This window comes from Candidatus Thiodiazotropha sp. CDECU1 (genome assembly GCF_963455295.1).
GTDB lineage: Bacteria > Pseudomonadota > Gammaproteobacteria > Chromatiales > Chromatiaceae > Thiodiazotropha.
The window spans coordinates 4,193,081-4,208,601 of record NZ_OY734020.1 but is presented as its reverse complement, the minus strand read 5'-3'; the positions used below and the strand labels follow the sequence as shown (position 1 = coordinate 4,208,601).

The 15,521-nt window shown below is 56.4% G+C and carries 12 protein-coding genes; 7 read left to right on the top strand and 5 right to left on the bottom strand.

Annotation, left to right across the window (positions count from 1 at the left end; all coding sequences use genetic code 11):
* Positions 1-27: 27 nt before the first annotated feature.
* Genes R2K28_RS19235 through R2K28_RS19225 form a run of 3 tightly spaced genes read right to left on the bottom strand, consistent with a single transcriptional unit; the run spans position 28 to position 2,720 of the window.
* Complete coding sequence (locus tag R2K28_RS19235) at positions 28-504, bottom strand: DUF494 domain-containing protein (RefSeq protein WP_116446136.1); 477 nt, start codon at positions 502-504, stop codon at positions 28-30.
* A complete protein-coding gene (gene dprA, locus R2K28_RS19230; protein WP_316367009.1) occupies positions 501-1,661 on the bottom strand; it encodes a DNA-processing protein DprA in 1,161 nt (386 codons plus the stop codon). The genes R2K28_RS19235 and dprA overlap by 4 nt, the downstream gene beginning before the upstream one ends.
* Positions 1,662-1,685: 24 nt before the next feature.
* Positions 1,686-2,720, bottom strand: a complete 1,035-nt coding sequence (locus tag R2K28_RS19225; RefSeq protein ID WP_116446134.1) for a LysM peptidoglycan-binding domain-containing protein — start codon at positions 2,718-2,720, stop codon at positions 1,686-1,688.
* A 195-nt stretch (positions 2,721-2,915) separates the two neighbouring features.
* Here R2K28_RS19225 and def point away from each other — a divergent pair, with 195 nt between their 5' ends.
* The 6 genes from def to R2K28_RS19195 all read left to right on the top strand — a co-directional run bounded on the left by def (position 2,916) and on the right by R2K28_RS19195 (position 10,186).
* Positions 2,916-3,449 carry a peptide deformylase gene (gene def / locus R2K28_RS19220; RefSeq protein ID WP_316367007.1) on the top strand — a complete coding sequence of 178 codons (534 nt, stop codon included), beginning with the start codon at positions 2,916-2,918 and terminating at the stop codon, positions 3,447-3,449.
* Positions 3,450-3,569: 120 nt separating this feature from the next.
* Entirely contained in the window at positions 3,570-4,592 is a 1,023-nt protein-coding gene (gene fmt, locus R2K28_RS19215) for a methionyl-tRNA formyltransferase (protein ID WP_316367004.1), read from the top strand.
* Positions 4,593-4,774: 182 nt separating this feature from the next.
* The gene (gene rsmB, locus R2K28_RS19210) at positions 4,775-6,103 is read left to right on the top strand and encodes a 16S rRNA (cytosine(967)-C(5))-methyltransferase RsmB (protein ID WP_316367003.1); all 1,329 of its coding nucleotides are present in this window, start codon (positions 4,775-4,777) and stop codon (positions 6,101-6,103) included.
* A complete protein-coding gene (locus tag R2K28_RS19205) occupies positions 6,100-6,648 on the top strand; it encodes a DUF4390 domain-containing protein (RefSeq protein ID WP_316367001.1) in 549 nt (182 codons plus the stop codon). Before rsmB ends, R2K28_RS19205 begins: the two co-directional genes overlap by 4 nt.
* The gene (locus R2K28_RS19200; RefSeq protein WP_316366999.1) at positions 6,630-8,819 is read left to right on the top strand and encodes an ATP-binding protein; all 2,190 of its coding nucleotides are present in this window, start codon (positions 6,630-6,632) and stop codon (positions 8,817-8,819) included. The genes R2K28_RS19205 and R2K28_RS19200 overlap by 19 nt, the downstream gene beginning before the upstream one ends.
* On the top strand, positions 8,816-10,186 hold the full coding sequence (locus R2K28_RS19195; RefSeq protein WP_316366997.1) for a sigma-54-dependent transcriptional regulator: 1,371 nt from the start codon (positions 8,816-8,818) through the stop codon (positions 10,184-10,186). The genes R2K28_RS19200 and R2K28_RS19195 overlap by 4 nt, the downstream gene beginning before the upstream one ends.
* A 98-nt stretch (positions 10,187-10,284) precedes the next feature.
* On the opposite strand, the gene R2K28_RS19190 is transcribed toward R2K28_RS19195, so the two are convergent.
* On the bottom strand, positions 10,285-11,925 hold the full coding sequence (locus tag R2K28_RS19190; RefSeq protein WP_316366994.1) for a hypothetical protein: 1,641 nt from the start codon (positions 11,923-11,925) through the stop codon (positions 10,285-10,287).
* A 136-nt stretch (positions 11,926-12,061) separates the two neighbouring features.
* Positions 12,062-13,891, bottom strand: a complete 1,830-nt coding sequence (locus R2K28_RS19185; protein WP_316366992.1) for an alkaline phosphatase PhoX — start codon at positions 13,889-13,891, stop codon at positions 12,062-12,064.
* Between the two features lie 256 nt (positions 13,892-14,147).
* Here R2K28_RS19185 and trkA point away from each other — a divergent pair, with 256 nt between their 5' ends.
* Positions 14,148-15,521, top strand: coding sequence for a Trk system potassium transporter TrkA (gene trkA, locus R2K28_RS19180; protein WP_316366989.1), 1,374 nt, complete (start codon positions 14,148-14,150; stop codon positions 15,519-15,521).

Here is a 15,521-nt window from a genome sequence, read left to right as displayed (position 1 = left end):
ATCAAGTTTTTTTAATGTTTGCTGCTACTAATGCAGGAATACCGGGACTTCGTTATAGACCATATCCTCCATCCGCGCGAAGGCAGCTTCCTGACCGGGCTGATTCATCAATACCAGTAGTATTATCCATTTCAACTCCTCTTCCGTGATGATCGCGGTATCGAGCGCCAGGGCCCGATCGATGACAAGCTCGCGGGCGTTTAGCGTGAGTATGTCATTCTGCTCCAGAAACAGCAGCAGACCGCGGGAATCCACATCCAGCCGGGTGGTCTCCTCTTCGGTAAAGACCCTCAGAGAGTGGGATTGGTTCGTATCGCCATGTTGAGACTGATCGTGGTTGGCAAGTTCATCCAGCCAATCAAAGGCCTTGGTAATCTCTACCGCGGGGAAGCCTGCTTGAATCAACTCGTCACGAAGCTCGTGTTGATCGGATGGTGGGGCCTGCTCGCCGTCCATATAGTTTTCATAGAGGTAGATCAGAATATCGACCACGTTCTCGTTCATATGCTCTCTCTCCCGCTGTGGCGGGATGTCAGTCTGTCTGTGCGGCAGTAGTAGCCGCCGGGAGCCGATGATACATGACCTTCTAGCTCGAGCAACAGCAGCATGGACGAAACTGCCTCCGCGGTCAAACCCGTTCGGGTGATTAATTCGTCAACCGATACCGGATCATAACCCAGGGCCTGATCCAACAGCTGATAGTCGGCATCGCGTTCTACGATCTCTAAAGTCTGTCCAGGTATCTGTGTTTCCACTGGATTTTCAAGTGTTGCGAACAGGGAACCCAATTCCTCGATGATATCCTGGGCCGACTCCACCAGTTTGGCCCCCTGCCTGATCAGGGCATGACAGCCGCGGGCCTGGGGATTGTGAATCGATCCCGGAATGGCAAACACCTCTCGGCCCTGCTCCGAGGAGAGTCTTGCGGTGATCAGTGAACCGCTCTGCAGGGTGGCCTCCACCACCAGGGTGCCGAGGGAGAGGCCGCTGATGATCCGGTTTCGACGCGGGAAGTTTTCCGCCCTTGCCTGGGTGCCTGGCGGAAACTCGGTGATCAAGAGTGACTGATCGGCAATCTGGTGGGCGAGGTCTTTATGACTGCCCGGATAGATACGATCAGGCCCTGTACCCATGACGGCAATGGTTGAACCGCTCTTGAGCGCGCCCTGGTGGGCTGCCCCATCAATGCCCTGGGCCAGGCCACTGGTGATGCAGAAGCCGGCCGCGGCCAGGTAGCTGGCAAACTCGCGGGCATTATCGAGGCCCGTGGTGGTCGGGTTGCGGCTGCCGACTATGGCCAGCTGAGGTTGTTGCAGCAGCTGTTCGTCACCCACCAGAAAGAGCAAGGGGGGTGGGGCGTCTATCTGCCGTAACAGGGAGGGATAGCCCTCGTCCTTCAGGGTGAGGAGTTGATGGTCAGGATGTGTCAACCACTCGAGGGAGGGCTCTATCCTGCTCCGGTCTTGGCTCAAGAGGGCGTCTATAGCCGGTTGTGGTAAGCCAAGTTGTTTAAGCTCGTCACCCTTGGCGCCCAGGATGGCTTGCGGATCACCATAGTGATTCAAGAGACGCTGAAAGTAGCGGCTGCCGATACCGGAGGCCAGGCTGACAAGCAGCCAGGCCTCCATCTCGGAAGCTGATGTGCCAGGTGTACCATCCATGCTACACGGCCTCTTCAGATTGGTTTAGGAGCCTGGTGTGCGCACCCAGTCCAGAACATGCAGGGGTTTGGTGGCATCCATCACCAGGGCGAAGCTGACCTTCTCGAAGGTGCGAAAGACCATCAGATGGCCGGCCTCTTCCAGGGGCAGGGTGACGGTTTCACCGCGGCCTTTGACGATATCGCGCACCTCGTCACCACCCTGCAGGATCTTCATTACATGGCCGGCTTCCAGTCCCGCGTTGGCACCTTTGTTCAGCACCACCACGTTGTACTGTCCGATCTGGGTGACACCGTTGAGCACTGATATGATACGTCCTTCAATGGCCGAATCAGGCACCCTGGGTTGAAAATCGATCAGTGGTTCATCCTGCTGTTCCTTGATCAGGCGATCCCCGATGATCGCTTCCATGTCGGTGGAGGTAAGCAGCAGTTTGGCGGGGTCGCCGGTTCGTTTCAGCTCCGAAGTGCCCACATACAGGGCTTCATAACCCAGAATCTCACCGGTATCAGGATCTTTGTAGGGCTTTTCCGGTCTAACCACGGCGTATTGGATGGGACTTGTCTCCATGATACTGCGTGCGTAGTAGCTGATCCCCGCACCCCCTACAATGTGGTCATCCAGAAAATGGACGATATAGGGTGCCTTCTCCAGCTCATTCTCGTCGACCACGTAAGGTCTGGTGAGGAATGGGGCTATGGCGTCAATGGGGATGGTTGGAATGGCCTGATCCAGGGGAGTTGCCCGAATTCTGGGCCCAAGCGCGTTTTTGCGATTCAGCTGAAGTACCGGACGACCGTCCCGATAGGTGAGCAGGATCTCATCGCCGGGATAGATCAGATGTGGGTTTTCGATCTGCGGATTCACATACCAGACCTCCGGCCACAGCCAGGGGTCCCGCAGAAACATCGATGAGATGTCCCAGAGTGTATCGCCTTTGACCACGGTGTAACGTTCCGGGTGAGAGGGATTGAGAGCGACATGCTCAGCCGCAATTAAGGAAAAGGAGAGCAGCAGGCCGCTGATGACTCCGATGAGTTTGTTGTTAAGATATGACATAACTATTCCCTTGGGTACGAAGCGGAAATTCTTCGGCTTGGCTAGCGATCAACTGCGGATATCTCCCATGAGCTGTGTTCTATACTCGATGACGATTTTGGTGAAAAAACAGTCTGTGACACTACACCAGTTTCCAGTATGATCATAATGTTAGCGCAATTTCTTGCATTTGTACTATAGATTTTGGAAAAACAGATGGCGATTCTTGACATACTCCACTTTCCCGATCCACGACTGCGCAACAAGGCCAAACCTGTGGCTCAGGTTGACGACTCTATACGTCGGCTGATTGACGATATGCTTGAGACAATGTATCAGGCCCCGGGGATCGGACTCGCTGCAACCCAGGTCAATGTGGCCAAGCGTGTGGTCGTTATCGACCTCTCCGAAGAGAAAAATGAGCCCCTTTGTCTGGTCAATCCGGAGATAATCGAGAAGGATGGCGAGGAGCAGATGGAAGAGGGTTGTCTCTCGGTCCCCGGCATCTACGAAATGGTGATAAGGGCCAACAAGATCCGGGTGAGAGCCCTCGATCGCGACGGTGCTCCCTTTGAGATGGAGGCCGAAGAGTTGTTGGCGGTCTGTATTCAACACGAACTGGATCACCTGGAAGGTAAATTGTTTGTGGACTATCTATCCAGCCTCAAGCGACAACGGATCCGCAAGAAGCTGGAAAAGGAGAATCGACAGCAAGTTGCCCCTGGCGATAATGCCCACCAGGCCATCTGAGCCTTCTCTGGAGTCCCATCTTGATCCAATCTTCATCCGTGAATGCGGGTTTGTCTGAGACACCGTTCCCAAAGCTATCAAATCTACCCTTCGATATTGATCAAAGCAGGTCAACAACCCATGTCTGAGCCACTGAATATCGTCTTTGCCGGGACCCCGGAGTTCGCCGCTACTGCGCTCGAGTCCCTCCTGACTACCCAACACCGGGTGGTGGCTGTCTATACGCAGCCCGATCGACCTGCCGGCCGCGGCAGAAAAGTCCACATCAGTCCGGTGAAGGCGTTAGCCCTGGAGAGAGGTATCGAGGTGAGGCAGCCTCAGACACTCAAGGATGAGGGTGCACTGCAGGCACTGGCCGATCTGAAAGCGGATTTGATGGTGGTGGTGGCCTACGGACTGCTGTTACCTCAGGCTGTTTTGGATATACCCAGACTGGGTTGCATCAATATCCATGCATCCCTGTTACCGCGCTGGCGGGGGGCCGCACCGATTCAGCGGGCGCTGTTGGCGGGGGACAAGGAGACGGGCGTCACCATCATGCAGATGGAGGCGGGTCTGGATACGGGGCCGATGCTATATACATTGAAGACCCCTATTCATGACCAGGATACCGGTGGCTCGCTACACGATCGCCTGGCGGAGATGGGTGCACAGGCGCTGTTGGCCTGTCTGCCCGATTTGGCTGCAGGTCGGCTACAGGCCGAAACCCAGGATGACCAACTGGCCAACTATGCCAGTAAACTGGATAAACAGGAGGGCCTGATAGACTGGTCGCAGAGTGCAGCAGAGATCGACCGCAAGGTACGGGCCTTCAATCCATGGCCGGTGGCCCAATGCCGCTTTGGGGAAAAGGTAATGCGCATCTGGCAGGCAGAACCGCTTAAGCAGGGGTGTGCCGCCGAGCCGGGAGAGGTATTGCGCAGCGGTAAATCGGGCATCGACGTTGCTACGGCTGATGGCGTGTTACGCATCACTCAGTTGCAGATGCCGGGTAAACGCGCCATGTCCGCAGCCGATTTCCTGAATGCCCATTCCATGCAAGGCGTGGTGCTAGGGCCTGTTAACACTAATCCAATGCACACTGTTGTGCCTGAAAAAGCGCCAATCAAGGCGCGAGGAGAGAAGTTTGGTCACTCCAAATGAACGACGAGCAACGCTGAGTGGCGCTTTTTCAGGCGCACCCCGAAGGGCTGGGGCTGTTTTTGCACCCAGCGGCGTTATCATTCGCTCATGTAGCCGGGCTACACTACGCTCATTCTGCCTTGCTGGGTGCAAAAACAGTCCCAGCAGAGTGCATTGGATTAGTGTTAACAGGTCCTAGGCTGATGCCGGCTGGCGCAAGGAGAGTAAACTCCGGTGATCCGCGCCTTGTTTCCGCGCTCGTCATCCAGCAGGTATTGGCGGGTCGTTCGCTTTCCGAGTTGCTGCCCCACTATCTCGATCAACTTGACGATAGTCGCGACCGGGGATTGGTCCAGGCGATCTGCTTCGGTGTGATGCGGTTTTATCTCAAGCTGCAATATCTGCAACGCCAATTATTGGCAAAACCGTTGAAGTCGAAGGACCGGGATGTGGAGGCCCTGATTCTGGTTGGGTTCTATCAGCTGCTCGAACTCAGAGTTGGCGATCATGCCGCGGTGCATGAAACGGCCGGTGCGGCGAATAAACTCGGCAAGCGTTGGGCCGTGGGTCTGATCAATGGTGTGCTACGCAACTTCCTGCGCCGGAAGGAGAAGCTGCTCGCTGATCTGGCGGATGAAGCGGAGGCGCTGCATGCCATGCCCGGTTGGTTACTGCAAGCGCTGCAGACCCAATGGCCCGAGAGTTGGCGTCAACGGGTAGAGGCGCTCAATGCCCATCCACCCATGAGTCTCAGGATTAACCGGCAAATCAATTCGCGCCAGGATTACCTGCAACTGCTGCAGGAGAGTGCTATCGAGGCCAGTCCCATGCCAATCATCGAAAGCGGCATCAACCTGGCCCAGGCCATGGACGTGGAGAGACTGCCCGGTTTTGCCGAGGGGCGTGTCTCGGTACAGGATGGGGCAGCCCAGTTGGCGGCAGGTCTTATGAGATTGCAGCCTGGGCAGCAGGTACTGGATGCCTGTGCGGCGCCGGGGGGCAAGAGCTGCCATATGTTGGAGCTGGAGCCAAAGATCGAGTTGACCGCCCTGGACAACGACGCCGACCGTCTGCAACGGGTGGGGGAGAATCTGTCACGCCTGGGACTTCAGGCGACCCTGCAGCTGGGAGATGCGGCCAACCCCAGTGGATCCTGGGCGAGGCAGTGTTATGATCGGATATTGCTGGATCTGCCCTGTTCAGCGACAGGTGTGATCCGGCGCCATCCTGATATCAAGTACCTGCGCAGGGAGACAGATATCGTCAATCTTGTGAAACTTCAGGCCAAAATTCTGGACGCTGTCTGGCAGTTATTGAAACCGGGTGGTGTGATGCTCTATGCAACCTGCTCAATCCTGCCGCAGGAGAATGAACTGCAGTTACAGCAATTTCTCTCCCGCCAGGCCGATGCCAGGGAGGATATGATGGATGAGACTTGGGGAGAGGCCAGATCGTCAGGACGCCAGATCGCCCCTGGTGAGGATGGTTTGGACGGTTTTTACTATGCTCGTTTAGTAAAACTGGCCTCATGAGGAGGGGATCATCATGGCTGTTGTCGATTCTGCTGTTGCTGCCACTGGCGCAGGCAGCGGCCTTTAACATCAAGGATGTTCAGATCAATCAAGTCGACAACGTGTACCAGTTGAATGCCCGCATAGATTATCAATTGAGTGAACAGGCCCATGAAGCGCTGAGCAACGGGGTGCCGCTGACCTTGAAAGTACAGCTTTTTGTGGAGAAGGTATGGCGTGGATTCTGGGAACCGAGCCCATTTGCCACCACCTTGAGTTTTCAGATTCGCTACCATGCCTTGACGGAACTCTATCGAATCGTGGATAGACAGACCGGGGATGAAGAGAATTTCGTCACCCAGGAAGCGGCCCTGCATGCATTGGGTGAGATCACCAATCTGCCTATGGTCAGCATGACAAAACTGACCCCTGGCGAGGCCTATCAACTGCGTCTACGCGCCGACCTCGATATCGAATCACTTCCCTTACCGCTGCAGCCCTTGGCCTACCTGGGCCGGGGCTGGAAGCTGACGACAGGATGGTCCCAATGGCCCCTTCAACCTTGAGTCGATTACGCCTGGGAGGGCTCTCCGTCGGCCTATTGCTGATACTGTTGCTGGTGAGCCTGCACCTGATGAGCAGTGCGGTGCAGAATTCAACCGAGTTGAGCCGCTATTTTGTCCCGCTGCTGATCTTCAACCTGGCGGGTATGTTCGTCCTGATCGTCATGATCACCTACAACTCGATACGTCTGATACGCCAATATCTGCGACACAGCGCCGGTTCGCGGCTGACCCTGCGCATGGTGATGATCTTCACCCTGATCTCACTGCTTCCCGTAGGCGTGGTCTATTATTATTCGTTCAGTTTTCTGCAGGGGGGTATCGATAGCTGGTTCGATGTGCAGATCGACCAGGCCATGCAGGATGCTCGGGATCTGGCCCAGGCCTCTCTCTCCCTCAATCAGCGGGTGTGGCTGAAGTATACGGAGCAGCAGCTGCTCAGTATCGCGGATACCTCTGAATCGGCGCTCTCTCTGACTATAGCCAAGCTGCGTCAACAATCGGGTGCGTTGGAGCTCTCACTGAGCGATCCGTCGGGGCAGATCATCGCCTATTCAAATGCCGTGGCGGATGAGTTGGTGCCGGCCAAACCGGACGATTACATCATGCAGCGTCTGCGTGAGGGTAACAGCTACGTTGGATTGGCCAGGGAGAAGGATGAGCTGATGATTCGTGTTGCCGTGGCGGATCCCCTCGGCCGACCCTTCATCATTCAGGGGCTCTACCCCGCGTCGGAGAGGGTCAGCGTCCTCTCGGAAAAGCTGGAAGTGGCCTATAACCGCTACAATGAACTCTCGTTTCTGCGTCAATCACTGAAGCGCAACTTCTCCCTGACCCTGTTTCTGGTACTGATGTTCGCGATGCTGTCGGCTGTCTGGGCCGCGTTCTTTTCCGCCAGGCGCTTGGTGGCGCCGATTGCGAACATCGCTGCAGGCACCAAGGCGGTTGCCGAGGGGGACTACGATCGCCGTCTGCCCGTACCGAGACGGGCGGATGAGCTTGCCTTCCTGGTATCCTCATTCAACACCATGACCCGGCGTATCCGCCAGGCCAGGGATCAAGCCGCGGAGAGCCAGCGGGAGGTGGAGGGACAGCGGGCCTACCTGGAAACCGTGTTGGCCCGACTCTCGTCCGGGGTGCTGACCTTCGATGCCCAGCGCAAGATGCGCACCGCCAATCCGGCCGCGGAAAAGATTCTCGGTATCAACCTGAACCGCAGAATCGATATGCCGGTTCAGGCCTTGGCCCTTGAATCCCCCATTCTGAGGCAGTTCGCCGAAGGTTTGGAGGCGCCGTTACGCCAGATCGACGAGGAGTGGCGCGGTGAGTTGACCCTGTTTGGTGGTGAAGGACGCAAGGTGTTGATCTGCAGGACCACCCCATTTGCCCAGCCCAACGGGCGCAAAGGTCATATCGTCTTGTTCGATGACGTGACGGCACTGATCCGCGCCCAGCGGGATGCCGCCTGGGGCGAGGTGGCGCGGCGTCTGGCCCATGAGATAAAAAATCCGCTGACGCCTATTCAGCTTTCGGCGGAGCGTTTGCGACACAAATATCTGAATGACATGCCGAAACGTGATGCCGAGGTGCTCGATCGCGCGACCCATACCATCGTGCAGCAAGTGGAGGCCATGAAGAGCATGGTCAACGACTTCTCCGAGTATGCCCGTCCGCCGCAGATGGAGTTGAAGCCGATCAAACCGGATACCCTGATCGGGGAGATTGTCGACCTCTACCGGGGTACTCGCGGGGTGGGATTTGAGATCGACCTGTCAGCCAACCACGCCAGGATCGAGGCCGATCCCTTGCGTATCCGTCAAGTCGTTCACAATCTCGTTAAAAACGCTGTCGAGGCGTTGGAGGGGAAGAAGCGGGGTAAGGTCTCCCTGGTCTCTTCCGTCCGTAGCCGGGATGATCATCCGTTCTATGAATTGCGTGTGCAGGACAATGGTCCGGGCTTCGCCGAGGCGATGATACAACAGCTCTTTGAGCCCTATGTCACATCCAAACCCAAGGGTACGGGACTGGGTCTGGCGATTGTAAAGAAGATTGTTGAGGAACATGGCGGTATCATCTGGGCAGAAAACTGTGATAAAGGTGCCTGTATGGTGGTGCAACTACCTATGCTGCTGGATTTGACTCGAGAGACCGCAACAGAGGAGAGTGAAGTATGAGTCGCGCCTATATCCTGGTTGTGGATGATGAGCCTGATATCCGCAACCTGGTAAAAGAGATTCTCCAGGACGAATCCTATGAGGTAGCGATGGCGGAGGATGGCAAGTCTGCGCGCCAGGCATTGCGTGATCGTCGCCCGGAACTGATCCTGCTGGACATCTGGATGCCCGATGTGGACGGTATCACCCTGTTGAAGGAGTGGGGTGAGAACGAGGGCCTACCCTGCCCGGTGATCATGATGTCGGGGCATGGCACAGTGGAGACAGCTGTCGAGGCCACGCGTCTGGGGGCCTATGATTTTCTGGAGAAGCCTCTCTCTCTGGCCAAGTTATTATTGACGGTCAATCGCGCCCTGGAGGCGGAACAGCTCAAGCAGGAGAATGTTGGCCTAAAACGCCATGTGCATGCCGTGCACGAGCCCACGGGCCGCAGCCCGGTGATGCTGCGTCTGCGAGAGCAGGTGAAGCGGATAGCCCAGCACGATACCTGGGTGTTGGTGACCGGTGAGCCAGGTAGTGGCCGTGAAACCCTGGCCCGCTATCTCCACTCCCAGAGCGTTCGCCGCGACCGACCCTTTGTGGAGGTGAATGTCAGCTCGATCGTGAAGGGAAACGCTGCGCAGGAACTGTTTGGCAGTGAAAGAGACGGCCGAATTCACTACGGTCGACTGGAGCAGGCGGCGGGAGGGACCCTGTTCCTTGATGAAGTGGCGGATATGGACCTGGAGGCCCAGTCACAACTGGTGGGTGCGCTGGATACCGGGAGTTTTCTTCGGGTCGGCGGCACGGAGCCGGTGAGTATCGATGTGCGGATCATTGCCGCAACCCAACACAATCTGGAAGAGGCGGTGCAGGAGGAGACATTTCGTGAAGACCTCTTCTACCATCTCAATGTGGTACCCCTGCATGTTCCTCCCCTGCGTGAGCATCCGGAAGATGTCCCGGAGCTGCTCAACTTCTACGTGGACTGGTATGTGAACCACGAAAAGCTGCCTTACCGGCACTTTAACGTGGGGGCGCAGAATACCCTGCGTAACCATCCCTGGCATGGCAACGTGCGGGAGTTGAAGAACCTGGTGCAACGATTGTTGATCCTGGGTGCCGGCAATGAGATCTCCCAGGAGGAGGTGGAAGCGGCGCTGGGCGCCCCCGATGTGGGGAGTGCATTGGGGGGGCTGGAGTCATTGGTCAGTTTCGATCAACCCTTGCGACAGGCCAGAGAGGAGTTCGAGAAGGTCTATCTGGAGTATCAGCTGCGCCAGCACGAGGGCAACATCTCACGCATGGCCAAGGAGGTGGGCATGGAACGCACCCATCTCTATCGCAAGCTCAAATCCCTGGAGATCGAGTTCAAAGACAAGCGGTGATGTAAAATCGGGGACAGACCACGGTTTTGGGATTTTAGCGCGTTACTGTTGTTAAACGTCGATAGCGTTGGAAACCGTGGTCTGTCCCCCTTACTTCTTCACCAGGCCAGGCGCATATCCCAGTCATACTGACGTTCGGTGGGTAAAACCGGTGCGATCTCCGGATCGACCGCATTATAGACGTTCACTGCTGATGTGACATTGGCGTCGCGACCGTGGATGAAATCCTGATCCCCTACGATCACCATGTAGGCCTTGTTCAAGATCAAGGCGCGTTCCGGGCTCGGGGTGATCAACTCATAGACGTCCGCGGCCAGGACCTTCTCTTCATTGACGCTGCCATCCTCATTGAACCACTTCTCGATGATCTCGTCGTTTTCCCGGAATTCATTGCCGCCGCCGACAAGCTTCAAATAATTGAGAATCTCACCCTCTGTCTCGCCGATGTTGGGTGCGTCCACCATACCCCGAAGGTTGATATAGCCCCAACCCGAGGCTCCGGTCACTTTGCGGGGGAAGGCAAAGGTCTGGTCGATAGTGCTGCCGATGGAGGTATGGCAGCCCATGCAGAAGGTGGTCTCCTCTTCGCTCTGCTTGCGTAGATGGCCGTCAGCACCTTCGATAAAACCCAGCACCAGCCAGCCGAAGCCGTTGTCCAGACCGTCGTCTCCCCGGGAGACAAAGTTCGGTAGGTTGCCATCGAGTTTTTCCTGCTTCTCGTTGCCATACATGGAGAGCAGTTCCGGGGGCGTATAGAAGGTCTGTTTGACCATATACCGCACCTCTTTCATGCGTGCCGGGATGGTAATCGTCATATCCTCGTCGAGTCCGATATAACGCACCGTATGCAGGAATTCGGTACCCTCGGGGTAGAGCATCGGGGTGACGCTGACATTGGAGGCGTTACCGACATATGCATCGGGACGGTTAATCGTGTTGATGAGCCCAAGCTGCCCATCCCCGTTCAGGTCGGTACAGAAGCTGTTTTCATCCACTTGCGGCAGGCTTACCTGTTGCAGCTCCTGTATTGCCGCCTCCAGTATCGCCAGGTTGGCGATGTAGGTATCCCGGGAGTAGCCGCTGCCGTTACAACTCTGTTCGCGAAACGCTGCGGGAAGCCGCACCATGACGTCATCGGTGGAACCGTTGGTCGGCCAGAATGTGCTGGGCAGGGGTTTGTAGTTGAAGGCCACCCAGTGGCTGCCATCGAGGGCAAAGCCCTGGTCGTCAAAGGCGCCGGCACCGAGATGCAGATCTTGGATGGCGGGGATAGGTCCATCCCAGGAGTCTCGCTGCAACTGCTCGATCAGGGTCGAGTAGTTGTCGGTATAGATATAGTCGATGACCGCCTGATCGCTGATTTGGGAGACCGCGTCCGAACGGTCTTCAAACAGATTCTGCCAATGGTTGGTAACCCCGATCTCCGAGAATGAGTACTCTGCCTGCAGCGCCTTGTCGCTCATATAGTTCGGACGGCTGCCAAAGGTATAGGTCTGGTGGCAGATCATACAGGGATTGTGGGTTGCTTCGTGCTTGGTATAACACTGGGGGGGGACTATCGCCTCCAAATTGTAGACCACACCGGTCTCCTCGGGTCGCAGGTCTCCGGCAGGTGATTTCGCATAGCTTGTGGGAAAAACCAGCGATTGATTTAGCGTGTCTGAGTCGCTGCTTGAGCCGCCGCATGCCGTGAGGGCCGCAAACACTACCGTCATCAAGAACATGTGAATATGTTTCATTTTGTATCTCCTGAAACACAATGGGGGTGGCATAGGCCACCCCCATTTCCCTGATTTGATTACTCAAGCCCGTTCATCCCGCACCCTTGAGCCGTCTCGCTAGGTCCGGGTGCGAGAAATACGGGCCAGCCGGTTTTTAGATCGCAGGATCATCGAATACCCAGACCACATTGTTTTCGTGGTTGCCGGTATCCTCACCGATGAGTACGCGACCATCATCCATGATCAGCAGGTTGTCGGGGTTGGAGATGTTGTTGACGTTACACTCGTTGACTGAACGGTCAGCGTAGTAGGGTCCGCCAACAATGGCCGGGACCATGGTTGCCACATCAACCTCGCCCTGGGCATTGCGCATCAGCTGCATGCGGTAGACAACGCCGCACTTGCCGTTGTCGCCGTTCAGTTGAATGGCTCCTTCGTCGTCGCTCATGGTGGCGTCGAAGCTGGACATGGCCATGTACATGTGGGCCTGGTCACCGTCCGCAGCACCACCGTTCCACCAGTCCGAGGCCAGGCCGTAGTTGATGTTCACCCCTTCCATCTTGCGGAACTCGCCGGTAGCGCCCAGGGCGACTGCCGCTTTACGGCTCTCCAGAAAGGCCACCCGGTCATCGCTGAATGGGTTGGCGTCGACAGTGACGTCTTCGTCACAGGTCAGATCGGTGCCGGTCTTGGACTCGGCCCAGTCACAGACCTGCTCGTCGGTGATGTAGTTGCCATCGGCGAAGCTACCGTCGAAGGAGTTGATAGCAGCCTCGATGTCGGCTTCACCCATACTGGCGAGTTCGATCCACTCGATACCCAGAGCAGCCTCTGCAGGATCGTCAACACCGGAAGCCTGGGTGATCTGCGCGGCATACAGGGTGCCTGAACTCATATCACCGGCCGCATCGGCAACGAACTTGAAGAATACGACACCGGTGCCGTCGTCACTGAGGAAGACAGTCCGCTGATCGGGCATGACAACCGAGTTCTCGTGGGAGAAACGGCCCATGGTCTCCAATTTGTTGACCGTGACGTTGGCCACTGCCGCATCGGCAGCATTGCCGATCTCCACGATGTAGCCGTAGCGATAGGGGTTGGGCCAGTCGCCGCTACCGTCGGTGGGATAACCGAAATAGGTGGCCAGGGACTGAGGATTGTCGAAATATTCGTAGTCCGGGTTGAACCAATCAGCAGTATCGTCGAAGTAGAGCTCTTCCGATGAGAGCGGGGTTTCCCAGGGACTGACAGTACCGAAGCAGTTCACCCAGGTGCCGCCGACGCTGGTGAAGTCGATCATGCCTTCCTGGACGATGCTGGTGTAGCCACTATCGGTGAGGCCATTCACCTGGATACGGCTCATGCTGCCTGGACGGTCTTCCCAGTTGCTGTAGACATAGAATCCGCCGTTACCGTCAGAGATGACGCCGTTAAAGTCAGGATCGTTGGAGCTTTTGATCAGGGTGGTGCCGTCCAGGGCGACAATGTCGCCCATGGCGTTACCGTCATCCAGGGTGTCGCCCTGCTGGGTCAGTACCTGATAGGAGCCCACTGCTGTCATGACTACCTCTTTCTCGGCAGTGGTGACCGGCAGGTCGAGAGTGCCGAAGTTCTCAGACAGGGCCGAGAAATCCTGGCCAACGATGACACCCACGGTGCCCTTGTCGAATACCTTACCTGCGGCGTCAGTGGTTGTGTTGCTGCTGCTGGGATGCTGAACATTGAGAAACAGGGTGTTGTCGCTGTTCAGGTACATGCCGGTGAACTCAGCTCCCAGGGGGGCAGTCGCAAGTCGCTTCAAACCCAAGGGGATATAGTTGGTTATGCCGTCGGTGCCATCAGCACCATCTTGTCCATCGACGCCGTTTACACCGTCATCGCCGTCATCACCGCTACAGCCGGTCAGCAGCAGAGATGAACCCAATATTGCTGCCGCTATTGAAGCAGGCAGAGATAACAGACGAAATGATTTCTTTTGCAACATAGAATATGCTCCCCATTAGGCGTAATACTTATAAGCGCTGAGCATTCTAGGTGGCCACTGTTTCTTAACGGTGTCATATCTATTTCGTTTACATGAATGCTATATTTCAAACAGTTATAATGGTGGTCACTAACAGAAGTTGCTATGAGACCTGAACAGGACCGGGGTTGATGTTGCTATTATTCTGCCCCAGGTGTTGAGGTGATACGGCTGTTGCGACTCAGGTAGGCATTAAACAACTACACCCGATGAAACAATGAAAATAATTATTCTCGGTGCCGGTCAGGTGGGTCGTTCAGTTGCCAATGCGTTGGTCAGCGAGGCCAACGATATTACCGTGGTCGATCAGGATGAGCAGCTATTGATGGACCTGCAGAATCGGCTCGATCTCGGTACTGTCAGGGGGCATGCGGGTCATCCGGATGTGCTGCGCAGAGCCGGTGCCGAGGATGCGGATATGATCCTCGCGGTCACCAACAGCGACGAGACCAACATGGTTGCCTGCCAGATCGCCTATACCCTGTTCCATACCCCGACCAAGATCGCTCGGGTGCGGGCTCAGGGCTATCTGGACTATCCCCATCTGTTTGAGCAGACCGCGGTACCGGTTGATGTGCTGATCAGCCCGGAGCAGCTGGTAACCGACTATATTCTCAAACTGATCGAATACCCCGGGGCACTGCAGGTGCTCGACTTCGCGGATGGTCGGGTCAGGTTGGTGGCGGTAAAGGCCTACCATGGCGGGCCCCTGGTGGGGAATGCTCTGAGTGCGCTGTATGAGCATATGCCCAATGTGGACGCCCGGGTCGCCGCCATCTACCGCGAGGGTGAGGTGATAATTCCCAGGGGTGATACCCTGATCGAGGAGGGAGATGAGGTGTTCTTCATCGCCGCGACGGAGAACATCCGTTCCGTGATGAGTGAACTGCAGAGGCTGGAGAAGCCCTACCGGCGCATCGTGCTTGCCGGGGGTGGGAACATAGGCAGGCGACTGGCCTCATCCCTGGAACAGAAATACCGGGTCAAGCTCATTGAAAATGACAAGGTGCGGGCAAGGGAGATTGCCGAGCGACTCGAAATGACCATCGTGCTGCATGGAGACGCGGCGGATGAGAGCTTGTTGCTGGAGGAGAATATCGAGAACACGGATGTCTTCTGTGCCGTGACCAATGATGATGAGGACAATATTCTCTCCGCCATGCTGGCCAAGCGCCTGGGTGCCGCCAGGGTAATGGCATTGATCAATCGTCCCTCTTACGTCGACCTGGTGCAGAGTGAAACCATCGATATTGCCATCTCTCCCCAGCAGGCCACCATCGGTACCCTGCTGACCCATGTGCGACGCGGTGATGTGGTACAGGTTCACTCCCTGCGAAGGGGTGCCGCAGAAGCGATCGAGGCAGTGGCTCACGGGGATAGAAATTCATCCAAGGTTGTGGGTCGCGCGGTTGAGGAGATCAAGCTCCCCAAAGGCGCGACCATTGGCGCGGTGGTGCGTGGGGATGAGGTGCTGATCGCCCACCATGACACCATGATCGAGAGTGACGACCATGTAATCTTGTTCCTGGTGGACAAGCGGAAAATCCGCGATGTGGAAAAGCTTTTCCAAGTCGGTGTGACCTTTCTGTAA